The organism is Agrobacterium sp. AGB01 (genome assembly GCF_014851585.1).
Lineage (GTDB): Bacteria > Pseudomonadota > Alphaproteobacteria > Rhizobiales > Rhizobiaceae > Agrobacterium.
Window position 1 is genome coordinate 255,457 of the sequence record NZ_JACVAB010000003.1, and the last position, 26,678, is coordinate 282,134.

25 protein-coding genes are annotated in these 26,678 nt (G+C 55.0%); 12 read left to right on the forward strand and 13 right to left on the reverse strand.

Translation table 11 applies throughout. The features are described from left to right. Window position 1: 1 nt before the first annotated feature. The gene (locus IB237_RS12965) at window positions 2-1,372 is read left to right on the forward strand and encodes a sigma-54 dependent transcriptional regulator (RefSeq protein WP_192489089.1); all 1,371 of its coding nucleotides are present in this window, start codon (window positions 2-4) and stop codon (window positions 1,370-1,372) included. Here IB237_RS12965 and ftrA read toward each other — a convergent pair whose 3' ends face one another. Beyond that, window positions 1,373-2,374, reverse strand: a complete 1,002-nt coding sequence (gene ftrA / locus IB237_RS12970) for a transcriptional regulator FtrA (RefSeq protein ID WP_192489090.1) — start codon at window positions 2,372-2,374, stop codon at window positions 1,373-1,375. Window positions 2,375-2,456: 82 nt separating this feature from the next. On the opposite strand from ftrA, the gene IB237_RS12975 reads away from it, so the two are divergent. Continuing rightward, on the forward strand, window positions 2,457-2,849 hold the full coding sequence (locus IB237_RS12975; RefSeq protein WP_192489091.1) for a rhodanese-like domain-containing protein: 393 nt from the start codon (window positions 2,457-2,459) through the stop codon (window positions 2,847-2,849). 60 nt (window positions 2,850-2,909) lie between these two features. Here the strand turns inward: IB237_RS12975 and IB237_RS12980 are convergent, their stop codons facing one another. Both IB237_RS12980 and IB237_RS12985 read right to left on the reverse strand, forming a co-directional pair. Continuing rightward, on the reverse strand, window positions 2,910-3,416 hold the full coding sequence (locus IB237_RS12980) for a BA14K family protein (RefSeq protein WP_192489092.1): 507 nt from the start codon (window positions 3,414-3,416) through the stop codon (window positions 2,910-2,912). Between the two features lie 170 nt (window positions 3,417-3,586). Further along, on the reverse strand, window positions 3,587-4,579 hold the full coding sequence (locus tag IB237_RS12985) for a GntR family transcriptional regulator (protein WP_192489093.1): 993 nt from the start codon (window positions 4,577-4,579) through the stop codon (window positions 3,587-3,589). Between the two features lie 155 nt (window positions 4,580-4,734). Between IB237_RS12985 and IB237_RS12990 the strand changes: the two genes are divergently transcribed. The 8 genes from IB237_RS12990 (at window position 4,735) to IB237_RS13025 (ending at window position 13,548) form a co-directional block, all read left to right on the forward strand. Next, window positions 4,735-5,802: an Ldh family oxidoreductase gene (locus IB237_RS12990; protein WP_192489094.1), complete on the forward strand. Its 1,068-nt coding sequence runs from the start codon at window positions 4,735-4,737 to the stop codon at window positions 5,800-5,802. Window positions 5,803-6,008: 206 nt separating this feature from the next. Beyond that, the gene (locus IB237_RS12995; RefSeq protein ID WP_192489095.1) at window positions 6,009-6,722 is read left to right on the forward strand and encodes a FadR/GntR family transcriptional regulator; all 714 of its coding nucleotides are present in this window, start codon (window positions 6,009-6,011) and stop codon (window positions 6,720-6,722) included. A 69-nt stretch (window positions 6,723-6,791) separates the two neighbouring features. Next, on the forward strand, window positions 6,792-7,766 hold the full coding sequence (locus IB237_RS13000; protein WP_192489096.1) for a sialic acid TRAP transporter substrate-binding protein SiaP: 975 nt from the start codon (window positions 6,792-6,794) through the stop codon (window positions 7,764-7,766). A 65-nt stretch (window positions 7,767-7,831) separates the two neighbouring features. After that, window positions 7,832-8,407 (forward strand): TRAP transporter small permease, encoded by a 576-nt coding sequence (locus tag IB237_RS13005; RefSeq protein WP_192489097.1) that lies wholly within the window; start codon window positions 7,832-7,834, stop codon window positions 8,405-8,407. A 3-nt stretch (window positions 8,408-8,410) separates the two neighbouring features. Next, a complete protein-coding gene (locus IB237_RS13010; RefSeq protein WP_192489098.1) occupies window positions 8,411-9,817 on the forward strand; it encodes a TRAP transporter large permease in 1,407 nt (468 codons plus the stop codon). A 62-nt stretch (window positions 9,818-9,879) separates the two neighbouring features. Then, entirely contained in the window at window positions 9,880-10,920 is a 1,041-nt protein-coding gene (locus tag IB237_RS13015) for an L-idonate 5-dehydrogenase (RefSeq protein WP_192489099.1), read from the forward strand. A 28-nt stretch (window positions 10,921-10,948) separates the two neighbouring features. Further along, entirely contained in the window at window positions 10,949-12,145 is a 1,197-nt protein-coding gene (uxuA, locus tag IB237_RS13020) for a mannonate dehydratase (RefSeq protein WP_192489100.1), read from the forward strand. Window positions 12,146-12,147: 2 nt separating this feature from the next. Beyond that, window positions 12,148-13,548 carry a mannitol dehydrogenase family protein gene (locus tag IB237_RS13025; protein ID WP_192489425.1) on the forward strand — a complete coding sequence of 467 codons (1,401 nt, stop codon included), beginning with the start codon at window positions 12,148-12,150 and terminating at the stop codon, window positions 13,546-13,548. On the opposite strand, the gene IB237_RS13030 is transcribed toward IB237_RS13025, so the two are convergent. The 5 genes from IB237_RS13030 to IB237_RS13050 are packed head-to-tail and all read right to left on the reverse strand — an operon-like array spanning window position 13,545 to window position 17,868. Beyond that, entirely contained in the window at window positions 13,545-14,402 is an 858-nt protein-coding gene (locus IB237_RS13030; protein ID WP_192489101.1) for a bifunctional 5,10-methylenetetrahydrofolate dehydrogenase/5,10-methenyltetrahydrofolate cyclohydrolase, read from the reverse strand. The two genes, IB237_RS13025 and IB237_RS13030, sit on opposite strands and share 4 nt — an antisense overlap. A gap of 10 nt (window positions 14,403-14,412) precedes the next feature. After that, a complete protein-coding gene (locus tag IB237_RS13035; protein ID WP_192489102.1) occupies window positions 14,413-15,573 on the reverse strand; it encodes a hypothetical protein in 1,161 nt (386 codons plus the stop codon). A 40-nt stretch (window positions 15,574-15,613) separates the two neighbouring features. After that, window positions 15,614-16,468, reverse strand: a complete 855-nt coding sequence (locus IB237_RS13040; protein ID WP_192489103.1) for an ABC transporter permease — start codon at window positions 16,466-16,468, stop codon at window positions 15,614-15,616. Continuing rightward, window positions 16,468-17,247, reverse strand: coding sequence for an ABC transporter ATP-binding protein (locus IB237_RS13045; protein WP_192489104.1), 780 nt, complete (start codon window positions 17,245-17,247; stop codon window positions 16,468-16,470). Before IB237_RS13045 ends, IB237_RS13040 begins: the two co-directional genes overlap by 1 nt. A gap of 39 nt (window positions 17,248-17,286) precedes the next feature. After that, window positions 17,287-17,868, reverse strand: coding sequence for an NAD(P)H-dependent oxidoreductase (locus tag IB237_RS13050; protein WP_192489105.1), 582 nt, complete (start codon window positions 17,866-17,868; stop codon window positions 17,287-17,289). Between the two features lie 126 nt (window positions 17,869-17,994). Here IB237_RS13050 and IB237_RS13055 point away from each other — a divergent pair, with 126 nt between their 5' ends. Both IB237_RS13055 and IB237_RS13060 read left to right on the forward strand, forming a co-directional pair. Then, window positions 17,995-18,831 (forward strand): bifunctional 5,10-methylenetetrahydrofolate dehydrogenase/5,10-methenyltetrahydrofolate cyclohydrolase, encoded by an 837-nt coding sequence (locus IB237_RS13055; RefSeq protein WP_192489106.1) that lies wholly within the window; start codon window positions 17,995-17,997, stop codon window positions 18,829-18,831. Between the two features lie 71 nt (window positions 18,832-18,902). Further along, on the forward strand, window positions 18,903-19,520 hold the full coding sequence (locus tag IB237_RS13060; protein ID WP_210323939.1) for a nuclear transport factor 2 family protein: 618 nt from the start codon (window positions 18,903-18,905) through the stop codon (window positions 19,518-19,520). Between the two features lie 43 nt (window positions 19,521-19,563). Here IB237_RS13060 and IB237_RS13065 read toward each other — a convergent pair whose 3' ends face one another. The 5 genes from IB237_RS13065 to IB237_RS13085 form a co-directional block, all read right to left on the reverse strand. After that, window positions 19,564-21,567 carry a CocE/NonD family hydrolase gene (locus IB237_RS13065; protein ID WP_192489107.1) on the reverse strand — a complete coding sequence of 668 codons (2,004 nt, stop codon included), beginning with the start codon at window positions 21,565-21,567 and terminating at the stop codon, window positions 19,564-19,566. Between the two features lie 94 nt (window positions 21,568-21,661). Next, window positions 21,662-23,278 (reverse strand): ABC transporter ATP-binding protein, encoded by a 1,617-nt coding sequence (locus IB237_RS13070; protein WP_192489108.1) that lies wholly within the window; start codon window positions 23,276-23,278, stop codon window positions 21,662-21,664. Next, complete coding sequence (locus tag IB237_RS13075) at window positions 23,275-24,099, reverse strand: ABC transporter permease (RefSeq protein ID WP_192489109.1); 825 nt, start codon at window positions 24,097-24,099, stop codon at window positions 23,275-23,277. Before IB237_RS13075 ends, IB237_RS13070 begins: the two co-directional genes overlap by 4 nt. After that, window positions 24,096-25,043: an ABC transporter permease gene (locus IB237_RS13080; RefSeq protein ID WP_192489110.1), complete on the reverse strand. Its 948-nt coding sequence runs from the start codon at window positions 25,041-25,043 to the stop codon at window positions 24,096-24,098. Before IB237_RS13080 ends, IB237_RS13075 begins: the two co-directional genes overlap by 4 nt. Next, entirely contained in the window at window positions 25,043-26,605 is a 1,563-nt protein-coding gene (locus IB237_RS13085; protein WP_192489111.1) for an ABC transporter substrate-binding protein, read from the reverse strand. Before IB237_RS13085 ends, IB237_RS13080 begins: the two co-directional genes overlap by 1 nt. Window positions 26,606-26,678: the final 73 nt, after the last annotated feature.

The window sequence follows — 26,678 nt, forward strand, 5'->3', positions numbered from 1 at the left end:
CATGGGCATTTCAGGCAAGGTATTTCTCGTCGATGACGACTCCGCATTGCGCAAGGCAATGCGCCAGACACTGGAACTGGCAGGCCTTGAGGTAACGTCCTTTCCCGGCGCACAACTCGCATTAGATGCGTTATCTGCCGAGTTTGACGGCGTCATTATCAGCGACGTGCGTATGCCCGGGATGGATGGACTGGAATTTTTCGAACGAGTCCGCCGTGTCGATACCGATCTGCCCGTCATCCTGATGACGGGCCACGGCGACATCCCGATGGCCGTCGAAGCGTTGCATAACGGCGCTTATGATTTCATGACCAAACCATTTGCCGCCGAGCGCATGGTAGAAAGCACAATGCGTGCGCTGGAAAAACGTCATCTCATCATGGAAAACCGCGCGTTGAAGTTGGCCGCCGAACAGGCTGAAGGCGACCTGCCGCTGATTGGCCAAACGCCTGCCATGCAGCGCCTTCGCGACACCATCCGTCATATTGCCGATGCCGACGTCGACGTGCTCGTGGCGGGAGAGACCGGTAGCGGCAAAGAAGTGGTCGCGACGGCTTTGCACCGCTGGAGCAAAAAGCGCTCGAAAGGCAACTTCGTCGCGCTGAACTGCGGTGCCCTGCCGGAAAGCGTCATTGAAAGCGAGCTTTTCGGTCATGAGGCAGGGGCTTTTACCGGCGCGCAGAAAAAACGCGTTGGCCGTATTGAGCACTCGAGTGGTGGCACGCTGTTCCTGGATGAAATTGAGAGCATGCCGCTAGCGGTGCAGGTGAAAATGCTGCGTGTCCTTGAAATGCGGGAGGTTTCTCCGCTCGGATCCAATGACGAGAGGTCCGTAGACATCCGTGTTGTAGCAGCCGCAAAGGTCGATCTTGGCGACCCTGCACGCCGCGACCAGTTTCGGGACGACCTCTATTACCGTTTGAACGTTGTCACATTGTCCATCCCGCCGCTACGCGAGCGCCGGGAGGATATTCCGATGTTGTTTTCCCATTTTCTGTCGCGCGCCACCAAACGCTTCAACATGCCGGTTCCGCAAATCTCCACCAGCATCTCGCGTCATTTGGCAGATCACGACTGGCCGGGCAATGTCCGTGAACTTGGCCATTTTGCCGAGCGCGTCGCTCTTGGGCTGGAAAGTGGAACACTGTCTGCCATCCCACCGAAAGAAGAAGCCTCAGCGTCTGGCACTCTAACTGAGCGTATTGATCGGCATGAGGCACAGATCATTCATGAAACTCTCGTGCAAAATGATGGTGACGTCGCTTCAACCATCGCCGCGCTCGGCATCGCGCGCAAGACATTCTACGACAAGCTGCAACGGCATGGCATAAATCGCGCCGATTACACCGCCAAAAAGAACGCCCCAGCCTGACTATACCGGCAAGCGAACCTGTTCGTTCATAAACCGGGCGCGATATTCCGCCGGACTGATGCCCATGGTTTGCCGGAAGTGATGACGAAGTGTGTGGGCACTACCAAACCCGACCGCCATCGCAATGTCTTCCATCTGCTCGCGCCCCTGACAAAGGCGTTGTTTTGCTGCATCGACCTTCACATGTGTCAGCCATTGGCCCGGTGCAGCACCGGTTGCTTCGGTAAAACGCCTGAGAAACGTCCGCTCACTCATTCGGCAGAAACGCGCCATCTCGGTGATGGTCCACGCGCGGGAGAGATCGGACCGCACCGCGTCCAACAGCGGAGAAATCTCAACACCGTCACGTTTCGCAACCGGGCGTTCCAGAAACTGTGCTTGCCCTCCGGTGCGATGTGCCGGCATCACCAGACGCCTTGCCACTGAATTGGCCGCAACGGCACCAAAATCCTGACGTACAATTTCAATCATCAGATCAATACCAGCGGCACTGCCGGCCGAAGTATAGATGCGGTCATGGGAACGATAGAGGGACGCATCATCCACGGACACTGCAGAATAACGCGATCGCAGCGTCTCCGCGTAACGCCAATGGGTGGTCGCGACCCCACCGTCCAGCAAGCCCGTTGCAGCAAGCACAAATGCGCCGGAACATATTGATGCCAAACGCGCGCCTCGCGCATACGCTGCCCGCAAACGATCACAGAGCTCCGGCGGGACAGCAGCATCAGCCCCCTTCCAGCCCGGCACAATGATAATGTCGGCGATGTCAAGCAGCTCGGGACCAGCGTCCGCCGTTACACGTAGCCCGCCATGGGCACGCATCGGTCCATCCTCCACCGCGCAACTGGCAAACCGATACCAGTTCTCCCCCATCTCCGGGCGAAACAGACCAAAAACTTCGGCAACGATACCAAATTCGAACGTGCAAAGCTGGTCATAGAGCAAGGCTACTACGAGAGGGCCGTTTAGAGGCTGCGGACAGTCTGATACATTTGGCATGATTTTTACGTTTATTGGCATTTACGCCAATTTGCAATCAGAGCCATCTTTGCAAAATGGGCTATGCAAAGGAGACAGATCAATGACCACTGCCGTTACCATCGTAAAACCTGCACCAAGCCATCTGGCTGTTGAACATTTCGCAGCCGAATTCAGCTTTGAAACCGATTGCTGGGATGTCCACGACTCGCTGTCAAAGGGCGCAGATTTTGTGCTTCTCGATGTGCGCGGGCCAGCGCTCTACGCGAAGGGACATATTCCCGGTGCCATTAGCCTGCCGCATGGCAAAATGACTGCATCGAAAATGGCAGCCTGGCCTCAAAACACTATTTTCGTGACATATTGTGCGGGGCCGCATTGCAACGGCGCAGCAAAAGGCGCCTTGCGGCTTGCTCAACTGGGGCGGCCGGTAAAGATCATGGCTGGCGGCATTACCGGCTGGCTCGATGAGGGTTTCGAATTGGCGGTGCTTTAATCGCAAGAAAGGCCCGCAGACGTCAGCCTGCGGGCCTTTTGACATGTTTGAGACTGCTATTTAGCCAGCAGTGCAGAAGTGACGCTGGCCACTATAGTCGGTGTAGGTACCGGTGCGAGCGTTGAAGCTTCTGTAACGCTGCGAGCAATAGTCATACCAAGACTGCGACCATGGTTCGATCGTGCGGTAAACTGTCCGCGGTTGATAGGCAGGACGTGTTTCGTAAACCGGGCGTGTCTCGTAAACTGGGCGCGGGCGCTGGTAAACGGTACGCGGAGGCTCAGGATAATAGCCGTCATTCGCGTATGGGTCTTGATACACATATTCAGGTTCGGCATAAACCGGACCACGGCGCGGCGGGTCAATGTAAACAGGGCCATCCGGTTCAGACGGACGTGCGAGCGCTGAACCGACGGCCAAGCCAGCCGCAAGACCAATCACGCCGAGGGCAGCTGCCTCGTTGCGGTGACGGCGGTTCCAGTCACCGGCATTCGCTGACTGTAGCGGAACAATCACTGTGGCAGCGACCGCAATTGCCAGTACTGTTTTCTTTGCAACTGTGAACATTGTCTTCGTCCATCCAGAGGGTGGTTTGTCACCCGTTAAAACATCATGGCATAAGAAATAGTTCCCGCTGCCTGAATGGATGCTGAATGAATTAAGGCACAAGCACGGAGTTTGTCGGGGCTTGCGAAGTATCAATCTAAACGAAATGGCAACCCGAAATCGTCACAGCGTCAAAGCGGCTCCATGAGGTCTAGATAGGGAAGCTCATCTGGCGTCATCGAATGAGTCACCGCCTGAATACGCATCATGGCTCTTTCGCGGGAAATCTGCAGATGTGCCGTCATCGCGTCCTTGGCGCCGACGATATTTCCGTCCTGAATATGGGTGAGTATCTCCAGATGCTCCGGCAGAAACGGCTCCGTCTCGAACAGATCGGTGGTGCGGGGATAGAGGAAGTGGTGGGCAATCAGCAGCGACTGCGGCAGGCTGATCGCCCGCATAAGTGAACTGTTGCCACAATACCCCAAAAGCTCGACATGAAGTTCCTGCTCAAACCTGTCCAGCGTGCTGCCGACTTGCGGCACTTGGCAATTTATTGCTGATTCGATATTGCCGCGAACCCGGGTGAGAAACCCCTCTGGCAAATTGGGTACGGCTTTTTCCAACGCCAGCGGCTCCAGAACCCATCTTAACTCGTAGAGCTCATCAATGTGTTGCATGGTCAGTGCGGGTGCAAACCACCGTGCGCTGTCATCTTTCTGAACAATGCCACGCTGCTGCAGGCGGGCCACCACATCGCGTGCAACCGTTCGGCTGACACCGTAATGTTTCGCCAGGATCGCTTCATTGATGCGCCAGCTGGCAAAGGTTGTCCGTGAGACAATCTCCATTTCGATTTCAGAGTAGATCAACTCCCAACTTGGCAGGAAATGTATCTTGGGATCGTCATTGGCCGCAGCTTTGGGGGCCACGATGACAGACGCTGGATTGGCGAGTGCCAAAACATCATAACCACGCGATGAGGCTTTTTGTATCAGCCCCATGCGCTCAAGTTGCATCAACGACTGCCGGGCAGGTGCGCGGCTGATTCCAAAGCGCTCAGCCACCCCTGTTTCCGTCAGGCGGCTACCAACCTCGATGGCCCCATTGCTGATATCCAAGGCCAAAACCTCGCAAGCGCGCTGGTAGAGTTTGGGAGCTGTGCCGGAACCGGTGGTGGACATGGATGATATTGCTCTGGTTTTTCTGGTTCGAAGATGCGGGAAGCGGCTTTGCCTTGCAACCGCTTTGACAGCAGATTTTTGCAGATAGCGGCATTGCGTGACTCAAAAATAATGTCTAGTGTACACATAGTACATTTTGGAGGGGAGGAACCGGGATGTTGCAAACCAACGCACAGAACAATGTGTCGCTGGACGAGCTCGACCGGTTTTGTCGTGCCGTGTTTGCCGCCGCTGGCGCAAACACGGCAACGGCAGACGCTGCAACGCGAGCCATGATGCATGGCACCCGTCACGGCGTCGACAGCCACGGTGTCCGCCTTCTTGCCCACTACATCACAGCGCTGAACGGCGGTCGCATCAACGGCGCACCTGATATCAAAAAAGTAACAAGCTTTGGCGCCATCGAAACGCTGGATGCAGATGACGCGCACGGTGCCCTTGCCACATATACGGCAATGGACAACGCGATCGACCTCGCCAGCAAGTTCGGAATTGGCGCAGTTGCTATCCGCAACACCTCACATTTTGGTCCCGCTGGCGCTTACTCCATCGAAGCGGCCCGCAAAGGTTACATCGGCATCACATTCTGCAACTCGGACAGCTTTGTCCGCCTGCATGACGGTGCGATGCGTTTCCACGGCACAAACCCGATTTCGGTTGGCGTTCCGGTTTCCGGGGACGATCCGTGGTTGCTCGACATGGCGACCAGCTCCATCCCCTATAACCGCGTTCTGCTGTATCGCAGCCTCGGCCAAGCTCTGCCAAACGCTACTGCATCTGATGAAACGGGCGTTGACACCAAGGATGCCAATGCTGCTGACATGCTCGCGCCGCTCGGTGGCGAATTCGGCTTCAAGGGCGCGGCTCTTGCAGGCGTCGCAGAAATTTTCAGCGCAATTTTGACCGGCATGAAGCTGAGCTTCGACATTGCCCCGATGGGTGGGCCTGATTTTTCCAAGCCACGCGGCATGGGCGCATTCGTACTGGCTATCAAACCGGAAGCATTCGTTGACCGGCAGACATTTGATTCGGGCATGCAGCGCTATCTGCAGGTGCTGCGCACCTCTCCAACCCGTGAAGACTGCAAGGTTATGGCACCGGGCGACCGGGAATGGCTTGTCGCGGCGCAAAGAGAACGAGAGGGAGTCACTGTTGACCCCTCCACAAGGCAGGCTTTCGAAGAGCTTGCCGACAAATATGGCTTGGAAATGCCTCTGTTCTGAGAGGCAAAAACGGCTCCATCGCGGGAAAATACCGGTGGCAACCAGCTTGCCGCCGACAACATTTTCGCGTTTAAAAACATATACTTAATTGTAATATTTATTCACTTTTCTGCTTGACTTATCGACTGAAGCAGCTTTAATAAAAAAAATTGGTAAGGCCATCTTACCAGATGTGCGCCAAGGGAGTGGCGCATGGGAGGATTTAAATGTTTGTGGCATTGGAACCGCGCCGCCTTTATCGGCAGGTCGCGGACCAAATACGTATGCTTATCGAAACGGGAGAGCTTTCCGATGGAGCCCGCCTGCCTGCCGAGCGCGAGCTTGCAGAGAGATTTTCGGTATCGCGCCCGACCGTTCGCGAGGCTTTGATTGTTCTGGAAGTGGAGGGATACATCCAGATCCGCATGGGTTCAGGCGTGTATATCAGCAGCAAGACAAACCCGGCCAAGATTGTCTTGCCCGCGGATGACAGTGACGGACCATTCGAAATTTTGCAGGCGCGTTGCATCATCGAAAGTGCAATTGCTGAAGAAGCCGCACGCCTAGCGACCCCACAGCATGTGGCGATACTCGATGACAATCTGAATCGCATGCGCCAGTCGCTTCATGATGCAACACGTGCATTGGCCGTCGACCGGGAGTTCCATACAGCCATCGCCGACATCATCGGCAACGCGACACTGAACCGATTCACGGGTCTGATCTACGATCAGCGGATGACACCTTATTTCGAGAAACTGGCGGGCTACTTTGAAGGCCCGCATACCTGGCAGCTGGCAATGGAAGAACATGTGGCCATCCGCAACGCAATTTCGGCCAATGACCCATCTGCCGCTCGTGAGGCCATGCGACTGCACATGATACGGGCGCAAAAGAGATTCTCTGAGAGCTTCGGTGAGGAGTTGGGAGGAGAAGAATAACCCTGTCGCGCTTCTTGCGGAGGGATCACAACCATACGAAATCTGAAATCAATTCGGGAGGATTTGAGGATGAAATTCGGATTAAAAACGTTGCTGGGTGCAACAGCAATGATTATGGCATCGGCACTCACTGCCCAGGCGCAGACTGCCCTGAAGTGGGCGCATGTGTATGAAACAACAGAGCCTTTCCATACGGAGTCGGTATGGGCCGCTGAAGAAATAGCAAAACGCACCGACGGCCGTTACAAGATCGACGTGTTCCCAGCTTCACAGCTCGGCAAGGAAGCGGATATCAACCAAGGCCTGAAGCTCGGCACTGTTGATATGATCATCTCTGGCTCCAGCTTTGCAGCCCGCGACTATAAGCCGATTGGCGTAACATACTTCCCTTACATCTTCCGCGATCCTGCTCACCTCATCGCCTACACCAAGAGCGATGTGTTCAAGCGCTTGGCGAAAGGTTATGAAGACAAGACTGGCAACATAATCACCGCTGTAAGCTACTACGGCACACGCCACACCACATCCAATACGCCTATCGAAAAATGCGGCGATATGGCTGGCTTGAAAATGCGCGTGCCTGATGTTCCTGCATACCTTGCAATGCCACGGGCCTGTGGCGCCAACACCACGCCGATTGCCTTTGCGGAGGTCTATCTTGCGCTACAGAACGGTACTGTGGATGCTCAGGAAAACCCCCTGACAACCATTGATGCCAAGAAGTTCTACGAAGTGCAGAAGAACATCGTGTTGACTGGCCACATCGTCGACCACCTCAACACGCTGATCTCAAAGAGCCGCTGGGCCAGCCTTTCGGACGAAGACAAGAAAATCTTCGTGGAAGTCATGCAGCAGGCGGCAGAACGCACAACCAAGATCATCGAAGAACGTGAAAATGCTCTTGTCGAGGACTTCAAGAAGCGTGGCCTGACCGTCACGGAAGTCGACAAGGCCGACTTCGAAAAGAACGTGTTGGATAAAGTGACCTTCGAAGAGTTCGGTTACGACAAGGCTGACTGGGAAGCCATCCGCGCCATCCAGTAATTGCACCGTCCGGTGCCTACACGGCACCGGACATCCCTTTGGCCTCGTCCACTGGAGCTTTCCAAATGACAGATCAAAAGAACGCGCCCATCAGCGTGGAAGAGATGGCGCATGCCTTCGAGGAAGAGGTTGGCGATGTCGACCTGTCTCCCTACGCATTTGAAGACTGGCTGACCATGCTGGTATTCTGGGGAATGGCAACCAGTGTCTTCCTGCAGTTTTTCACACGTTACGCTCTCAACAACAGTCTTGCCTGGACAGAAGAAATTGCCGCCAACTGCCTTGTGGTCGTGGTGTTTCTTGGCTCCGTTATGTGTGTCCGTCAGGTCCGACACATTCAGGTCGACCTGATTTATCGCTTCCTGTCGCGCAAGACAGGACGTGCCCTTGAAGTTGTCGTTGACCTCATCAACATCGGTTTTTTCGCCTATATCACCTGGTTGATGTGGCGTTATCTCGAAATCGTCGGCGATGAGCGCATGGTCACAGTCGACCTTCCACGCGGCATTGTCTTCTATACCGTGTTTGCAGCTTACATATTGATGTTCCTGCGTTCGGTGCAGAACTTCGTCAAGGACATGACCAGTAAAAAAACCGTCCGCGAGCAGGCTGACGAAGCCATTAATACACAGGGAATTTGAGCGATGCTGCTACTGATTGGTTCATTTCTGCTGCTCATGCTCATCGGCACACCTGTAGCCGTATCCATGGCAGTCTCCTCGCTTTTGTATCTTGTCCTTTATGGCGTTGCACCTGACATCATCGCCGCCCAGCGCATGATCGCTGGCGTGGAAAGTTTTCCGCTTATTGCAGTGCCTTTCTTCATTCTGGCTGGCAACCTCATGAACAGCGCCGGCGTCACCGGTCGCATCTATCACTTCGCCCTGTCGCTCGTCGGCTGGATGAAGGGTGGTCTGGCGCAGGTCAATATCATCGGTTCTGTGGTGTTCTCCGGCATGTCCGGCACAGCACTCGCTGATGCGGCCGGTATTGGCACCATCGAAATCAAGGCGATGAAAGATCACGGTTACCCCGTGGAGGCGGCAGTAGGCGTTACTGCGGCTTCGGCAACATTGGGACCGATCTTTCCGCCTTCCTTGCCGTTCGTGATCTACGGCATGATGGCAAACGCCTCCATTGGCGCGCTGTTCATGGCGGGCATCATTCCCGGCATCGTTATGACCGTGCTGATGATGTTGACGGTGTATGTCTTTGCGCGCCGCAAGGGCTGGGGCTCTGATACGCCGTTCGAACTCAAACAGCTTATGAGCGCCTCGCTAGAAGTTGTTATCGTTTTCTCCTTCCCGGCTGCGGTCTATCTGCTTGTGCTGGCGGGCCTCTCGGTCAATCTTGCGGTTCTTATCGGTCTTGTGGCGTTGGTCGCTCTTGATTGGTACTTCGACTTCTCGGCCGTCATGGCGCTGATGACGCCTGTACTTCTCATCGGCGGCATGACAATGGGCTGGTTCACACCAACAGAAGCGGCCGTTGCAGCCGTGATGTGGTCGATGTTCCTAGGTCTTGTTCGTTATCGCACAATGACGTTCAAAACGCTTGCAAAGGCGTCCTTCGATACGATTGAAACCACAGCATCGGTACTGTTCATCGTGACTGCCGCCTCAATTTTTGCATGGTTGCTCACTGTCAGCCAGGCAGCTCAACTGTTCTCGGACTTCATCTTCGGCCTGACAGACAACTGGTGGACATTCCTTATTCTTGTCAACGTGTTGCTGCTGATTGTTGGTGCTTTCCTTGATACGATCGCGGCCATCAGTATCCTTGTTCCGATCCTCATGCCAGTTGCAGCCCGTTACGGCATTGACCCTGTACACCTCGGTCTTATCGTAACGCTCAACCTGATGATCGGCTTGCTGACTCCGCCGGTGGGGATGGTGCTATTCGTGCTCGCCCGCATATCAAAAATGTCCGTCGAGCGAACGACTTTGGCCATTCTTCCATGGATGATCCCGCTGTTCATCGCTCTCATGCTGATAACCTTCATCCCGGCGATCTCCCTTTGGTTGCCGACCCAGATGGGCCTGATCCGCTAACACACCATCCGCGCGGCGAAAGCCGCGCGGCATAACCATTTCGTAAAATGAAGGCAGTTTGAATGCTCACTCGTGTTGCGCGTCTTTACGGCAAACAGGATCTCAAGGTTGAAACCCAGGAGTTCAGCGAACCCGGGCCCGGCAACGTGCTGCTTCGTATGGCCGTCGGCGGCATTTGTGGTTCGGATTTGCATTATTATCAGGATGGTGGCTTTGGACCCATTCAGGTGCGCGAACCCATCATATCAGGCCACGAAGCTTCCGGTTACGTAGACAAACTGGGAGTCGGCGTAAGCGAACTGACGATTGGCGCCTTGGTCGCCGTCAATCCATCCCAACCATGTGGAAAATGCCAATATTGCGATAATGGCGAGCCTATTCATTGCCTGGACATGCGTTTCATGGGCAGCGCAATGCGTCTGCCCCACGAACAGGGAATGTTCCGGGATTGGTTGGTCGTTCCCGCAAAACAATGCTTCGCTTTTCCAAGTGACATTACACCGGCAGAAGCAGCTTGCGCCGAACCGCTGGCCGTTTGCCTGCATGCGGTCGCCCAAGCCGGGGATCTCACTGGCAAAAAAGTACTGGTGACCGGTGCCGGCCCCATCGGACTGCTGACTGTCGCAGCCGCAAAACACGCTGGCGCAAGTGAAGTTGTTGTGACAGATCTTGCTGATGCCGCACTGTCCCGCGCGCCTGCCATGGGCGCCACCCAGACCATCAACGTCATCTCCAATCCACAGGGCCTTGCACCTTATCAGGAAGGTAAGGGCACATTCGAAGTGGTGTTTGATTGCTCAGCCGCTGGCCCGGCGTTGCGTTCCGCATTCGCCGCCATCAAGCCGCGAGGCACAATTGTGCAGGTCGGTGTGACCGGAGACATGACTATTCCACTCAATGCGCTTGTCGGCAAGGAAGTCATCTGGCGTGGCTCACAGCGGTTTGACCAAGAGTTTGCGCAAGCCGTTCAGGCCATTTCATCACATTCCATCGACGTTCGACCGATTATCTCGCACCACTTTCCGCTGGAAAACGCTGTTGAAGCCTTTGAACAGGCTGGCGACCGTTCCGTTGCCTGCAAGGTGCAGATCGCCTTCAGCTGACCTCACTGATTTCTAAAGGAATATTGCAATGAAACATACATGGCGTTGGTTTGGTCCCGTTGACAAGGTAACCGTTCGTGATGCGGCTCAGGCCGGTGCAGAAGGCATTGTTAGCGCATTGCACCACATTGCAACCGGTTCCGTCTGGCCAGTTGATGAAATCCGCAAACGGCACGAAGAAATCAAAGCTGGCGGCCTTTATTGGGACGTCGTGGAAAGCGTGCCAGTGTCTGAAGAAATCAAGACACAGACAGGTGACTGGAAAGATCATGTTGCCAATTGGCAGGAAACACTGCGCCGACTTTCCACCACCGGCATCCGTACTGTTTGCTACAACTTCATGCCCGTACTCGACTGGACACGCACCGACCTGCGTTGGGAAACCCGTCATGGCGCGAAAGCCATGCGCTTTGACCTGACGGATTTTGCAGCATTTGACATCCATATCCTGAAACGCCCCGACGCCAAGAATGACTATCCGGAATGGTTGATAGACGATGCGGCAAAACGTTTTGCAGATATGCCCGACACCAAGATTACTGCACTTGGCAAGAACATCGGCGCAGGCCTTCCGGGGTCTGCCGATGGCTACACGCTTGAGCAATTGCTGGAGAAGTTGCGGACCTATCAGGGCATTGATCGCACAAGGCTGCAATCCAATCTGATTGATTTCCTGTCGCAAGTGGTTCCTGTGGCGGAAGAGGTTGGCATCAATATTTGTGCCCATGGCGACGACCCACCATGGCCGCTTCTGGGGCTGCCACGCATTCTCTCCACTGAAGACGATTACGCGCATATGCTGAAACAGGTCGACAGCCGCGCCAACGGCGTCACCCTGTGCACCGGATCGCTGGGTGCAAGAGCGGATAATGACCTGCCGTTTATCGCCAAACGTTTTGCAGACCGCATCCATTTCGTTCACCTGCGCAATGTGACGCGCGACACCGACACTGTGCCTTGCTCGTTCTTCGAAGACGAACATCTTGAGGGCGGCACGGATATGGTGGCGGTTATCGCAGCGCTGCTGGCGGAGGAAAAGAAACGCAAGCAGGAGGGGCGAGAAGACCACCGCATCGCCATGCGTCCAGACCACGGTCAGGAAATTCTTGATGACCTGACGCGCGGCGCCCAACCGGGTTATCCAGCAATTGGTCGCCTTAAGGGATTGGCGGAATTGCGCGGCATCGAGCGGACCTTGCTACACTCGCAGTATGGGCGTGTATGACAATGGAAACTCTCTCGTCGTGCAGCGTTCTGCCGGCCAACGTCTCGCAACCGACTTACAATCGAAAATTGCTCAAGCCGGGTATCGTCCACATTGGTCTTGGCGCATTTCACCGCGCCCATCAGGCCGTATTCACCCAGAAAGCCATTGAGAACACATTTGGCCCCTGGGGCATCGTGGCTGTTAACTTGAGATCTTCTGACCCGGTCAAGGCACTACAACAACAGGAGGGCCTTTACTCGGTCATCACCCGTAGCGCAGATGGCGACAAGGCTGATATCATTGGCGCAACGGTTGACTGGATTTGTGCGGCAGAACGGGGAGGCGACGTTACCGCTTACCTTTCAAACCCGGACACCCGTATCGTGACTTTGACCGTCAGTGAGAAAGCCTATGGGCTTGACCCTGTCACGGGCGGTCTTGACCTGCAACATCCTGCAATCAAGGCCGATATGGCCAACCCGCATGCACCAGTTGGCGTGGTCGGTTTTCTGGTCGAAGGTCTCGTCAGACGCCGGGAGCGCGGCCATTTGCCTTTCACGATCCTGTGCTGCGACAACCTGCCATCCAACGGCCACGTGGTGCGTCGCCTTGTGCTGGAAATGGCTGAGCAGCGAGACCCAGAGCTCGCGCGCTGGATTGCAAAAGAAGGCAAATTCCCCTGCAGCATGGTTGACCGTATTGTGCCTGCGGCAACAGCAGAAACGCGGCAGCGGGCGATCTCTCTGCTTGGCGTCGATGATCGGTTGGCCATTGAAACCGAACCCTTCATGCAGTGGATCATCGAAGATGATTTCATTTCCGGACGGCCGACATGGGAGGCTGGCGGTGCAGTGTTCGCCACCCATGTGGAACCATATGAAAAAATGAAGCTGCGGTTACTCAACGGCTCTCACACGTTGATTGCCCATCTGGGCATTTTGCATGATCTTGAATTTGTCCGCGATGTGATGGCCGTGCCGGAATTTGTTGCAAAGGTTGAGCGGCATATGGAGGCTGTTGTCGCCACGCTCGATCCGGTTCCCGGCATCGACCTGCCGTTCTACCGCAAACAACTATTGGAACGTTTTGCCAATCCAACCATTGCCCACCGCACCGAACAGATTGCGCTGGACACTAGCCAGAAACTGCCACAACGCATTTTGTCTGCCACATCTGAAACACTGGCAGCCGGCAGAGATGCAATCACCTTTGCCTATGTGATTGCCTTATGGATCAAATCAATCCAGAAACGTGGTGATCTCGATGATCCACGCAGGCAGGAAATTCTTGCCGCAGCGGCGATCACTGACCCCGCAGATGCCAGCGCACCATACTTCGCTATACCGGGATTGTTCCCGCCGGAATTGCTGAGTGCCCGTTCCTGGCGGGATCAGGTGAATGCCGAACTGGCAATACTTTAACCGGCTCGTTCCGCACAATCGATGAGGTTTGATAGCAGCTTGGCGCGCGTCAACGCGCCAACAGAACCGTGTCGGGGCGTAACCCAACCGGCAACATCGGCCACATCATCAGCAACATCTGAAACCGCCTCGAAATTGGCATTATAAGAAATGCCAACACCAACAACGGCAGCACCCGGTTTGATCATGTCAGCGGTGACCAGATCGGGGCACCCCGTCGCCGAAATCACCACATCTGCGTGTTTCGTGTGGCTGGCAATGTCGGCAGATTTGCTGTGCAACAACGTGACCGAAGCATCGATACCGGGAAGCGATAGCAACATGGCAAGTGGTCGCCCAGTTAACATCCCGCGACCTATGATTGTGATGTTTTTACCCGCCAGCGGTACCTGGTAATGACGAAGAAGCGTCAAAATGCCAGACGGCGTGCAGGCCAGGATTTCCGGAAAACCGGCACATAGCGCACCAAGATTGACGGGATGCAGACCATCAATGTCTTTTGAAGGATCAACGGCTGCAAGAATTGCCTCCCCATCCAGATGGGATGGCAATGGAAGCTGCACCAGAAAACCGTGAACGCTTTTATCTCGGTTGAGATCGGACACCTGAGCAAGCAAGCCAGACATGTCGACGTCGCCGGGCATCCTTAAATCGATGGATTCAATGCCCAATTCAACGCAATCGGCATGTTTGCGGGCGATATAGCTGTGGCTGGCGGGATCATCCCCCACCAGCACAGTGGCAATCTTTGGTGTCACTCCGGCAGTTCGCAAAGCCGCAACGCGGCTCTTCATCTCCCGTCGCAGTTCAACGGCCAGAAGATCACCATCAAGGACGATTGCTCTGCCAGCCATCTGCAAAACCTCACTTCAGACCAATGGACGGATCGATAAAGCGATTTGTAACGATCTGCTCCGGTGTAACATCCGGATTGGCGCGCTCATCCAGCCGTGACTTGACGATTTTCAACATTTCCGCAACGCGCTCCATGTCGAAATCACCAATTGTCGCATTTGGGCCGTTGCCGATGACACCGGTTTCCACCATGACCTTGGACGCGTTATAAATCAGGTCCATAGGTGTTTTCCACCAGCTGGCGGCAAATCCGGCCTGGTTGAATTCAAAGATCAGCTTGTTTACTTCGGCCGGATCTTTCACGTAGTCGACATGGGCCTGCTGGATCAACGGAACCAGTTTTTCGAGGCATGGCGCCAGCTCTTCCAGACGGTTTGTCGCGACCGACAGCATTCCGGTATAATTGCGGTAGCCGAGACTATCGATCAGCAGATACTCAAGCGGTTTGCCCCAGTTGTTGCCGTGGCTGAACTTGTAGACCTCGTTGGTCACAAAACCCTGATTGAGCCATGCACCGTTGTTCGTGACGAAGTTTTCGCCGTCACCTCGGTAGCCCTCAACAAAAACATCGCTTGGTACGCCCTGTTCGACAAGGTAGAGCCCGAAGGTCCGCTTGATGGTCGATACATAGATCTTGCCCTTGTCGCTTTCTGCAAAGGCCTTCAGATCGGCGATCGACTTGAAGCCATCTGGGTAGGTTGCCTTGTCCCAGAAGAGCGCCGTCGGGGAGTTATCAAGCGGCGCCATCACACCGACGACAGGAAAACGCTTGGAAAAAATGAACGCGTTGTCCAGTTCCTGAAAACCGATATGCGGTGTCACGCCGGCTTTTGAGTTGCCGTTGTAAAGCGCGGAATAGGCGGTCTCGCCATCGCCAAGACCAACACCGCTGCCGCCCTCCAGCAGCACGAGTTCGATGCCCGTTGCGCCGAGTGGGCCGGAATAACGACCGGTTTCCATTTTACCACCGACACCGATCAACTGGTAAAGCCCGCCATGTTCGGCCTGCGCCAGCCAGTCCTTCTGAATGTAAAGCGGGCTGGGGCACACGTCCTTCAGCGAGGTCGTGTAATGTTCTCGGGCAAATGCGCCGGGCTCCTGCGCCCGCAGCGATGTGGCTGCGGTTGCCGCAATCACAGTTGACAGAAAAAATGCGCTTGTTTTTTTCATGGTCGTTTCCCTCATCCCGTTCGCCTCCGCAGCGGACAGTCTATTTATTGCGGCGCGCCGATTCATGCCACTGTGAAAACAGCTGGTTTCCCAGCCAGTTGAAGAACACATACACGCAGATCGACAGGATCGACGCCACGATAAGCGCCGCATACATCTGTTCGTATTTGAAGTCGATCTTGGTGTTCATCAGCATCTGGCCCAGTCCACCGCGTCCAGACAGGAAGAACAGCTCTGAGACTATTGCCGCAATAACCGCCAGACTGCCCGAAATACGCAATCCCGCAAACAAAGCAGGGGCCGCTGATGGCAGCCCAGCCTTACGCAACATGACAAACCAGCTGGCGCCCTGAAGGCGGAACAGATCTATGATACCACGATCGACGCTTTTCAGCCCCAGAAGAAGCGTGGTTGGGATGGCAAAGAAAGTAAACAGCGCAACAATCAGCACCTTCGGAAAAAAACCGAACCCCAGCGCGCTTTGAATGAGCGGGATAATTGCCATGATCGGAATGGACTGCAAGGCAACCAGGTAAGGGAACACCGCTCGTTCCATCACATAGAACCGGAACATGATGATGCCGAGAAAAATACCGGTCGGTATCGAAATGCCCAATCCTGCAAGCGCAATCGACATGGTGATCATGGAACGCTCTAGCAACTCTTCGCGCACCGCAGCGATTCCAAATGCCTGTGACCAGAGATCGCTGACACCTGGCATCAGAAACTGGCGATGCGGCTCAAGATTGCCACGCACAAAGACGTATAGACAGAACAGGATGCCACCCATGATCAGGGGCGGCAAGAAGGCCTTCAGCAATTGACGTGCAAAGCCCGACGGTCTGGCCGGTGATATGGCGGATTGGCGTTCCAACAAAGGTTTCTGGGGCTTCATCACGCTTCCATCACCTTGCGCAGGGATTTGGAAATTTCCCCACACAAAGCTGAAAATTCAGGGGTGTAACGCAAATCCGGTTCGCGTGGATAGGCGAAGTCCACATCGAAAACTTCGACAATACGGCCGGGTCTATTCGACATCACCGCAACCTTGCTGGAGAGATAGACGGCCTCCGCAATGGAATGTGTGATGAATAGACCACTGAAACCTTGATTGAGGTAAAGGGCCATCACCTCATCATTCAGGCGTTCGCGGGTGATCTCATCCAATGCACCAAAGGGCTCATCGAACAAGAAGACATTGGGGTTGAGTGCAAGCGATCTGGCCAGTGAAACGCGCATACGCATGCCGCCGGAAAGGCTTTTGGGGTAATAATCCTCAAAACCCGAAAGACCAACCATATCAATTTGTTCACGGGCAATCTTTTGTCGATCTGTGAGAGAGTATCCCCTCAGTTCCATCAGCAGTTCGACATTAGCCTGAACTTTTCGCCAAGGCAGAAGTGTAGCATCCTGGAAGGTGTAACCCAGTTGTTGCCTGTCCACCCAAACATCGCCAGCTGTCTGCCGCATTAAACCGGACGCCACGCGCAACAATGTCGATTTTCCGCAACCCGATGGACCGACAATCGAGACGAACTCACCGGTCTTTACGGACAATGTGACATCTTGCAGCGCCTGCACACCATCGGGGAAGCGCAGCGAAACCTGATCAAAGGCGAGAGCGGTATTGGCCTGTGGCAAATGTGACGGGAAGGTGCTGTCTCCTGTGGTCATGGCATTGATGGGTTCATGGATAGATAGCCTTGTTATCGCTTAGAACCGTGACATGTCCCTGCGTATTTTTTCAATGAATGCTTCTACCCGTTCAGGCTTGGCGTTGTTCATGTTGTAAAGGGCATTATAACTCACCTTTACGCGGGGATTACACACAACACGTAGAAAACGGGTCGCATTGCGACGCGGTGTATCACCGAGAAAAATTGCCCGCCAGCGCGGCGATCCGTAAGTGGTCACCGTCGCCAGTTTCTTGATGTTGGCAAGACCTGGACCGAGTTTCCCATCTTTCAATACAAATGACACATCAGGCAGGAACACACGATCAAAATAGCCCTTCAAAATGGCAGGCCAGCCAAAATTCCAGATCGGATGACAGAGCACCAGTGCATCGGCATTTTTCAGCCGGTCAACATAAGGTGCCACGCGGCTACGATTGATGCTGACATCATGATAGTCCCGACGATCTGCTTCCGACAAAACGGGGTCAAAGCCTTCAGCATAAAGATCGAGGTCATCAACCTCATGGCCGGCGGCCTTGAGACTTTCGACAACGACTTGATGCAGCCGGGCATTCAGGCTGTCTTTCAACGGGTGAGCATAGATGACATGTACTTTCATCGCCGAAGCTTTAAGAAATTATCCCGGAAAAAGAAATGTCCCTCAGAGGGCTGATATCAAATTTGTTGCGCGAGAGATTAAAACCGCGCCAGAAGACGTGACAGGCATAAAGTGGAGCCCAATTTCATGACCAGACTTGTCACCGGTTTCGAAATCGCTGCAGGGATCAATGCGGAAACGCTAAAGCGCTCATCAGCAATGGCGAGGCCACCGCGCTGCACGATCCTGATGAATCAGACAAATGCCGGCATGAATGCCTATGCAGAACGCTTACGTTCGATGGCACTACAAGCGGGCGTAAAGCTGGAAACCGAAACATATCCGGCAAATGCGGCGGACCTCTTTGAACGCATTACCATTTTAAAGGACGACCCTGTTGTTGATGCCGTTGCCACTCTCTATCCACTGCCATCGGGCGTTGACCCTGTCGATTTGTCATTGGCCCTTGGTCCCGAGAAGGATATAGACGGTCTGCACCCGCTTCACGCGGGCAGACTTGCACTTGGAGTTCCATCCCGCGCTCCTGCAACGGCACATGCTTGCCTGCTTATGGCGCAGGAACTGGTGGGCTCTCTAAACGGGAAAAACGTCACCATTATTGGTGCGTCTCGCATTGTCGGGCGGCCACTTGCACAGATGTTGCTCGATCAGGAAGCAACTGTCAGCATTACACATGTCGCGACCCGGGATTTACCGTCTCACACACTCCGGTCGGACATCATCATAACGGCCGCTGGCGTTCCAAAATTGCTTGGTACAAACCACGTTGCCAAAGGCGCCATTGTCATCGACGTTGCGATCAATCGCACCGCAACAGGGCTCGTCGGAGATGCGGATCAGGCAGCACTCAGGGGCATCGCCTCCGTCATCACACATGTGCCTGATGGCATTGGCCCCATCACCACTGCCTGCCTGTTTCGAAATATTCTGGAAGCCGCCGAAGCAGCTTCGAGTATCGTTTGATTTGTAGCGAAGAAACGTATTCTTATGTCGATCATATCCCGGCTCGCGGGTGAGGCTGGAAGGAATACGACATGTTTGGGACGATAAAAACAATAGCAGCGGCTACGGCCGTATGCCTGCTTATGCCTGCCATGGGCATCGCCGCAGAAGTGCGCACTGGCGTTACATTTGCCGGAGAGATCGAGAAGAATGCTGGCCGCGCCGCCATGCAGAACCTCATTTTCGACCTCGCCTCAGCATGGGCATCCTGCAACACAAATCTGATGAAAAACACGGTGGCCGAGGATGTGGAGTTTTCCTACCCGACCAATCATGTTTCCGGCCGTGACAAGATGTTGGAGGATCTCGCGCAGTTCTGCAAAAATGCCAAGGATACCAGCATCTACCTTCCGGCAGATGCATTCTTCATCGACATGGAAAAGGGGCGTATCGCAGCCGAATTGCAGTTCCGCACCTTTCAGCGCGGCAACCGCCAGGTGGTGAACGATGTTTGGATCGCCCACGTCAAGAACGGCAAGATCAGCGTCATCAAGGAATACCTCGACGGACGGGTCAAAGACCTGCAGGCTCTTGGCGTTTTGCAGCTTGAAGAAAGCCCTGAAACCTTGACGCCTTGGCCACCTCGTACCGAGCAGTGGAAAGGCTGTTTCCCGCTGGTTAAGGCTGCGCCAACCAACACTTGTCCTTAAAAAAATCCCCGGACAGTTTCTGTAACTGTCCGGGCGTTTTCATTTACATCAGATCGCGCTTGAAACTCTCGTCCCACTCGCGAGTTTTCACCGCTGCGCCATTTTCGTAAGCCGTCAATGTGCCTGTCAGATAGAAATTTTCTCTATCGGAGGTCATTGCTGTGCGACTTTCAACCTTGATGCGACAACCTTCACGACCCATTTCATAGGTCTGCGTCAGCACGTATTTTGCAGTGAGCGGGTCGTTATCCTGAATGGTCAACTCGCGCCGCAAGCTATGGCTCAACTCGGTGTCGATCTCGTCGAAACGCAGCACACCTTCTCCGAACAGACCACCAACACCCTCAGTAATGTAGGTATTGATGCCGGTTTCATGGTCCTGCTCGGTCCAGCGGCGAACCGTGCCAGCATCTGTTTGTGTGACCGGTGTGAATGGGCCGTGGGCTGGAGCTTCAAACTGCACAGGCAGGCCGTCTCCGACAGCACGCTGCGGCAGTTCCAGCGCGCTTTCGGCAACCGAAATGCTCAAGGTAGCATCATAAGGAGCGGTCCAGACCATCGGCCAATAGGCCGTTGCAATTGCCAGCTGGACTTTGTGCCCCTTGGCGAAACGATAACCGCAATCATTCAGCTTGATTGCAACGTCATAAAACTGACCTGGGACAAGCGCTTCCGGATTTTCATGGCTGTCACGGTGGGTCAGGTTGAACACCTGATAGCTGGTGCGGGAGACGCGCCCATCCGGCAGGACATCGTTAAGACGCAGGTTGATCTGCGCAACAGGGCAATCTGCAGCAATGCGCAGGCGTACAACAGGGGCTCCGAGCACGTCGAGATCGTCCTGCAATGTCGCGGTTTCAAAAACAAGCGCGCCGCCATTGTCCAGGCGCTGATCCGTGGGGTGTTCACCCGGACAACCGGTCGACATCCACTCGCCACCGGCCTTGCCGTGGCTCTGCGGTGAACGAATGGACAGAACACCTTCCGTTGTCGCCGCTTCAGTCAGGCCGCGATCTGCACCAAGATGCAATTTTTTGGGCGAAATCGCTGGAGACGGCCATTCAGCTTCACCAACCCAACGGCCATTGGTCGTGGTGCGGGTGCCGGTCGGCTCAATGGTGTCGCACACAAAGGCGCGCATCATTGGCTCGTCCATAATGCCGGTTTCTTTGCCCTTCAGCCAATGATCCCACCAGCGTGTCGCTTCCTGCAGGAAACCGATTGCCGGGCCAGGCACGCCGTCCTGTGGATAGATGTGACCCCATGGACCGATGATGCCGCGGCGCGGAACCTTCAGGTTTTCAAGCAGGCGAGATACCGGGTTTGTGTAGCTGTCCGCCCACGCACCGATTGCAAGAACCGGGCACTGAATATCGTTCCAGTCTTCGCAAACCGAACCATGTTTCCAGTAGTCATCGTAACGCTGATGCTCGAGCCACAAAGCCGGAAAAAACGGCAGCTTTTCAAGCCGTTCGAGCCAGCTGTCACGCCACGTGTCACCAACGATTTTTGGATCAAGCGGACGGCTCTGGTAGGCAAGCATAATGGTGCCCCACCACAAATTGTCGTTAAGCAACAGACCCCCCATGTAGTGGATGTCGTCGGTGTAACGGTTATCCGTCGAATAGGCCGTGATGATTGCCTTCAATGCCGGTGGGCGGCGGGAGGCAACCTGAAGGCTGTTGAAGCCACCCCAGCTTTTGCCCATCATGCCCACATTGCCGCTGCACCATGGCTGACGCGAAATCCAGTCGATCACCTCAAGAGCGTCATCCTGTTCCTGCTTTAGATACTCGTCAGCCATGTGGCCGTCGGATTCACCTGTTCCGCGCATATCAACACGAATGGCGGCATAACCCTGCGCTGCAAAATAGCCATGCATCGGCTCATCACGACCGCGGGTGCCGTCACGCTTGCGGTAAGGGATATATTCGAGAACTGCCGGAACGGGCGACGTTTCTGCATCTTCGGGCAGCCAGAGGCGGGCACCAAGGCGCGCACCATCGCTCATGGTGATCCAGATATGTTCTTCAACACGTACGGTCATGGGATATTCCAATTGAAGCTGTTGCGGTCAGGCGCTTGCCACCGCGAAAGGAGAGCAGAAGTGGCGGCTGAGACAGGCCAGCCGCCACTTGAAATCAGGCCGCAGTGACGCCGTCACGTTTTGCCAGCACGTCATCGAGCCAGTCGCGGCGCAGTTCCGGAACAGAGGTAATCAGCTGTTCGGTGTAAGGCTGGTAAGGAGGCTTGAAGATCTCCTCCGTCGTACCGGTTTCAACGATGCGGCCATGCTGCATCACCATGGTGCGGTCAGCCAGACGGCGAACAACACCGAGGTCGTGAGTGATGAACAGGTACGAAACACCCAACTCGTCCTGCAGGGACCGCAGAAGTCTCAGAATTTCTTCAGCCACCAGAGGGTCAAGAGCCGACGTCACCTCATCGCAGATAATGAGGTCGGGCCGTGCAGCAAGCGCACGTGCAATACAAACACGTTGCTTCTGGCCACCCGACAGCGCCTTTGGCAGTCTCTCTGCAAAATCCTGCGGCAGACCGATCAGGTCGAGTATGCGTGCCACTTCTGCTTTGCGTTGCTCTTCATTCATACCGAAGTAGAACGACATTGGACGGCCAATGATTTCACCAACAGACTGACGCGGGTTCAGCGCAACATCCGGAAGCTGGTAGACCAACTGGATGCGGCGTAATTCTTCACGGCTGCGCTTGGTATAATTGTCGGCAAGCCGGTGGCCGGCGAGCGTGATAACACCTGAGGAGTGCGGAGGCAGGCCGGCAATGACCCGGGCGAGGGTGGATTTACCGGATCCGGATTCACCCACGACCGCAAGCGTTTCGCCCTTGCGAAGTTGGCAATTGACGTCAGTCAGCACTTTCTTTTTGCCGTAATAGGCGGTGACGTCACGCACATCAAGCAGCACTTCACCACCCTTGTGGTGCGCACCATTACCGGCAATGCTGGCTTCACGTTCCGAGACAAGACGACGCGTGTAGTCTTCCTGCGGATGCTCCAGGATTTGTTCGGCCGAACCTGCTTCAACCTGTTTTCCGTGACGAAGAACAGTAATGCTGTCGGCAATCTGCGCAACAACAGCCAGATCGTGCGTAATGTAAAGTGCGGCGGTGTTATACCGCTGGATCAGACTACGCAACAGCGCGAGAACCTCGATCTGCGTCGTTACATCAAGCGCCGTGGTCGGCTCGTCCAAAACCAGAATATCCGGGCGGCAGGACATGGCCATGGCAACCATGGCACGCTGCAATTGACCACCGGACACCTGGTGCGGATACCGGTTACCAAAGTTCTGGTAATCCGGCAGTTGCAGCGTCTGCAACAGTTCCAGCATCCAGGCCTGCGCCTCCTGCCGGTTCATGATACCGTGATAAAGCGGACCTTCCATGATCTGCTCGCCGATTTTCATGGCCGGATTAAAAGCCGCAGCAGCACTCTGTGCCACGTAAGCGATCCGTGCACCCCGCACAGCCTCGCGGCCTGCACGCGTTACCTTCATCAGCGACACACCGTCGACGAGAATTTCGCCGTCGACGATACGGCAACCGTTACGGCCATAGCCCATGGCCGCAAGGCCAATGGTAGATTTGCCCGCACCGGATTCACCGATCAGTCCCTTTACCTCGCCGCGTTTCAGGTCGAGATCGACATTGTCGACGAGAATAGCCCCATTTGGAGCCGCAACCTTGAGGCCACGGATTTGCAGAACATTGCTATCGCTCATCTGTCTGCTCCCTGAACTGAACTGCGGCCAGCCAGCAACCAGTCAACCACCAGGTTGACGCCAATCGTCAGAATGGCAATGGCAGCAGCCGGATAGAGCGGCGCGTAAAGACCATAAAGAATGGCCTGCTGGTTGTCCTTCACCATACCGCCCCAGTCGGCGAATGGTGGCTGCACGCCAAGTCCAAGGAAGGACAGACCCGCAACGAAAAGGAAGGTAAAGCAGAAACGCAGACCAAATTCGGCAATCAATGGAGGCAAGGCATTGGGCAGGATTTCCTTGAAAACCAACCACAACAAACCTTCACCACGCAGGCGCGCCGTTTCGGCATATTCAAGCACGTTGACGCCCTGCGCCACAATGCGGGCCAGACGGAACACACGGGTCGAATCCAGCAGCGCGATCGTGATGATCAACACCGGAATGGATGAACCAAGCGCCTGAAGAACCACCAGCGCTGAAATCAGAACCGGTATACACATGACCGTATCGACAATACGCGACAGCACGGTATCCAGCCAGCCACCGAAAATCGCAGCAATAAAACCGAAGGTGATGCCGATGGTGAAGGACAGAAGTGAAGCCGCCAGGGAAACACCGATTGAAATCTGTGCACCGGCGAGCAGACGCGACAGCATGTCACGACCGTTCTGATCAAGGCCGAACCAGTGGGCAGCCGACGGAGCGTCAAACGGTGCGCCGACAATTTCTTCCTGTCCAAATGGTGCGATGCTTGGCCCCAGAACAAACAGGATAATGTTGACGGAAATGATAAACAGACCGACCCATGCGGTCGGAGTGATGGAACGAATGGTTTTCATCGTGGATGCCTCAAACGCGGGTTGAGGGCGATTGCCGAAACATCGGCGATGATGTTCAAAATGACGTAAGCGGCACCAAAGACCAGTGCAGCCGCCTGAACCAGAGGCAAATCGCGTTTCGAAACAGCGTCAACCATGAACCGGCCAAGGCCATTATAGTTGAAGACCGCTTCCACCAGCACAACACCGGTAATGAGATAGGCAATGTTGAACGAGACAACATTGACGATGGGAGCTGCGGCATTGGGAAGCGCGTGACGCATCACTGCACGCTTGGTGCGCAGACCCTTGAGGTATGCCGTTTCCACATAGGCCTGATCCATAACCGCCAGAACAGCAGTACGGGTCATGCGCAACATCTGGGCAACCGTCACCAGGACCAGCGTCAAGGCTGGCAATGTTGTCGCCTTCAACCAATCGGTAAAGCTCATGCCAGGGTAGATGTCAGCAAGGCTTGGCAGCAGGTTGTAATGCACCGATACGAACAGAATCAGCAGCAGGCCGAGAAAGTATTCCGGCAGAGAAACAAACCCCAGCGCGACGACATTGACGATCCGGTCGAAAAGACTGCCGCGCCAGATAGCGCTGAGAAGGCCGAGAAGGATGGCAACCGGCACACTGACGAGAGCGGCATAAAGCGCCAGCGCCATGGTGTTCCAAAAGCGCGGCCACAGAAGATCCGCGACAGGCTGACGGTTGGCCAAAGAGTTTCCGAGATCGCCGGTTACAAAACCGCCGAGCCAAGTGAAATAGCGTTGCAGGAGAGGCTGGTCCAGACCGAGATCGGCTCGAAGGACTGCAAGGGATTCAGGCGTAGCGTTCTGGCCGAGTATCGCTGACGCCACATCACCGGGCAGAAGCTGAGTGCCGGCGAAAATAAGCGCCGACACCAGCAGTAGCGTCAAAATACCCAAAGCAACGCGCTTCAGGATAAGTTTTGTCATTATTCTTCCAACCAGACCTTTTCAGCAAGGCGTGCACCCATGAAGTTGAACATGGGGTGAGTGGTCACGCCCTTCAGCTTCTTGGAAGCAGCATCGAGGTAATCGCCGAACATCGGGATAATTGCGCCACCGTCATTGGAAATCAGGCCTTGAAGTTCAGCGTAGATTTCCTTGCGCTTTGCATCATCAAGCAATGCGCGTGCTTCGACCAGCTTCTTGTCGAAGCTGTCATTTTTCCAATGCGTATCGTTCTGTGCCGATGTCGAGGCATAGGCGATGGTCAGCATCTGGTCTGCAGTCGGACGGCCGCCCCAATAGGACATGCAGAACGGTGCCTTCATCCAGACGTTATCCCAGTAACCATCAGCTGGTTCGCGCTTGAGCGAAATTTCGATGCCGCTTGCAGCAGCAGCTGTGCGGAAGATCGCAGCCGCATCAACAGCACCAGAGAAGGCTGCTTCAGACGCAGAAAGCTCAACCTTCAGGCTATCGAGACCTGCCTGCTTGAGGTAGAACTTCGCCTTTTCGGGATCGTATGGACGCTGTGGCAGGTCCGCCGCATAAAAACGGTCCGAGCTTGGGATCGGATGGTCGTTACCGATGCGGCCGTACCCACGCAGCGCGGTTTTCAGCAACTGCTCACGGTCGATCGAGTGCTTCAGTGCCAGACGGACGTTGTTGTCCGTGTAAGGCGCCTGTGTGCAATCCATCAAAAATGTGAAGTGCTGGCCACCGGCCGACTGAACGATATTGAGGTTCGGGTTGCGGCGCAGGAGGTCAACGGTCTTGAAGTCGAGCTGGTTGATCGCATGAACCTGACCGGACATCATGGCGTTGGTACGGGCCGAAATGTCATTGATAACGATAACTTCTACCGCATCGACGTGGGCCGCATTCGGCTTCCAGTAGTTTGGGTTACGGGTGAAGCGCGAACGGACGCCCGGATCATAGCTCTCGTAAACGAACGGTCCAGTGCCGACAGGCTTGCTGAAATCGGTCCAGCCCTCGGGAACGACCAGGAAGTGGTAATCGGACAAAATGTAAGGCAGGTCAGCGTTGCCGCTTTCCAGCACGATCTTCACTTCGCTTTCGGAAACCTTCTCGACAGCCTTCAAGGCTGCAGCAACCGAGCGAGCAGCGGAGGTGGTTTCACCACGGTGCAGGTTGATCGAATAGATGACGTCTTCAACTGTCAGGGCCTTGCCATTGTGGAACGTGACACCTTGACGCAGTTTGAAGGTCCACTCAACTGCACCAGGCTGCGCTTCCCAGCTTTCAAACAGTTCAGGGACAGCCTGATTGTTGGCGTCAATTTCGACAAGCCCGTTCATGATCATGAAGGCCTGGTTGACGGGAACCCAGTCTTTCAGAATGCGTGGATCGAGGTTGTCAGTCGTGCTGCCTCCGCCGATACCAAGCTTCAAAACACCGCCTTTTTTCGGCGTTTCGGCACCTTGGGCGCGCGCATCGGTGATGAAACCGGCAGAAAGCGCAGTCAAACCGGCGGCACCAGCAAGGAAGCCTCGCCGATTGATTGCAAAGGAAAAGGGTGAAGACGTCATACTATGGGTTCCCTGTTTTTATCCAAGCCGTAGCAAGGCTCGGCCGAGGCCATTGCCCTATCGTACTCCATCG

What these genes read in the sequence shown, in the direction of transcription:
- IB237_RS12965 (WP_192489089.1), top strand. Translation starts at nt 2, where the DNA reads ATGGGCATTTCAGGCAAGGTATTTCTCGTCGATGACGACTCCGCATTG.
- ftrA (WP_192489090.1), bottom strand. Translation starts at nt 2,374, where the DNA reads ATGCCAAATGTATCAGACTGTCCGCAGCCTCTAAACGGCCCTCTCGTA.
- IB237_RS12975 (WP_192489091.1), top strand. Translation starts at nt 2,457, where the DNA reads ATGACCACTGCCGTTACCATCGTAAAACCTGCACCAAGCCATCTGGCT.
- IB237_RS12980 (WP_192489092.1), bottom strand. Translation starts at nt 3,416, where the DNA reads ATGTTCACAGTTGCAAAGAAAACAGTACTGGCAATTGCGGTCGCTGCC.
- IB237_RS12985 (WP_192489093.1), bottom strand. Translation starts at nt 4,579, where the DNA reads ATGTCCACCACCGGTTCCGGCACAGCTCCCAAACTCTACCAGCGCGCT.
- IB237_RS12990 (WP_192489094.1), top strand. Translation starts at nt 4,735, where the DNA reads ATGTTGCAAACCAACGCACAGAACAATGTGTCGCTGGACGAGCTCGAC.
- IB237_RS12995 (WP_192489095.1), top strand. Translation starts at nt 6,009, where the DNA reads ATGTTTGTGGCATTGGAACCGCGCCGCCTTTATCGGCAGGTCGCGGAC.
- IB237_RS13000 (WP_192489096.1), top strand. Translation starts at nt 6,792, where the DNA reads ATGAAATTCGGATTAAAAACGTTGCTGGGTGCAACAGCAATGATTATG.
- IB237_RS13005 (WP_192489097.1), top strand. Translation starts at nt 7,832, where the DNA reads ATGACAGATCAAAAGAACGCGCCCATCAGCGTGGAAGAGATGGCGCAT.
- IB237_RS13010 (WP_192489098.1), top strand. Translation starts at nt 8,411, where the DNA reads ATGCTGCTACTGATTGGTTCATTTCTGCTGCTCATGCTCATCGGCACA.
- IB237_RS13015 (WP_192489099.1), top strand. Translation starts at nt 9,880, where the DNA reads ATGCTCACTCGTGTTGCGCGTCTTTACGGCAAACAGGATCTCAAGGTT.
- uxuA (WP_192489100.1), top strand. Translation starts at nt 10,949, where the DNA reads ATGAAACATACATGGCGTTGGTTTGGTCCCGTTGACAAGGTAACCGTT.
- IB237_RS13025 (WP_192489425.1), top strand. Translation starts at nt 12,148, where the DNA reads ATGGAAACTCTCTCGTCGTGCAGCGTTCTGCCGGCCAACGTCTCGCAA.
- IB237_RS13030 (WP_192489101.1), bottom strand. Translation starts at nt 14,402, where the DNA reads ATGGCTGGCAGAGCAATCGTCCTTGATGGTGATCTTCTGGCCGTTGAA.
- IB237_RS13035 (WP_192489102.1), bottom strand. Translation starts at nt 15,573, where the DNA reads ATGAAAAAAACAAGCGCATTTTTTCTGTCAACTGTGATTGCGGCAACC.
- IB237_RS13040 (WP_192489103.1), bottom strand. Translation starts at nt 16,468, where the DNA reads ATGAAGCCCCAGAAACCTTTGTTGGAACGCCAATCCGCCATATCACCG.
- IB237_RS13045 (WP_192489104.1), bottom strand. Translation starts at nt 17,247, where the DNA reads ATGACCACAGGAGACAGCACCTTCCCGTCACATTTGCCACAGGCCAAT.
- IB237_RS13050 (WP_192489105.1), bottom strand. Translation starts at nt 17,868, where the DNA reads ATGAAAGTACATGTCATCTATGCTCACCCGTTGAAAGACAGCCTGAAT.
- IB237_RS13055 (WP_192489106.1), top strand. Translation starts at nt 17,995, where the DNA reads ATGACCAGACTTGTCACCGGTTTCGAAATCGCTGCAGGGATCAATGCG.
- IB237_RS13060 (WP_210323939.1), top strand. Translation starts at nt 18,903, where the DNA reads ATGTTTGGGACGATAAAAACAATAGCAGCGGCTACGGCCGTATGCCTG.
- IB237_RS13065 (WP_192489107.1), bottom strand. Translation starts at nt 21,567, where the DNA reads ATGACCGTACGTGTTGAAGAACATATCTGGATCACCATGAGCGATGGT.
- IB237_RS13070 (WP_192489108.1), bottom strand. Translation starts at nt 23,278, where the DNA reads ATGAGCGATAGCAATGTTCTGCAAATCCGTGGCCTCAAGGTTGCGGCT.
- IB237_RS13075 (WP_192489109.1), bottom strand. Translation starts at nt 24,099, where the DNA reads ATGAAAACCATTCGTTCCATCACTCCGACCGCATGGGTCGGTCTGTTT.
- IB237_RS13080 (WP_192489110.1), bottom strand. Translation starts at nt 25,043, where the DNA reads ATGACAAAACTTATCCTGAAGCGCGTTGCTTTGGGTATTTTGACGCTA.
- IB237_RS13085 (WP_192489111.1), bottom strand. Translation starts at nt 26,605, where the DNA reads ATGACGTCTTCACCCTTTTCCTTTGCAATCAATCGGCGAGGCTTCCTT.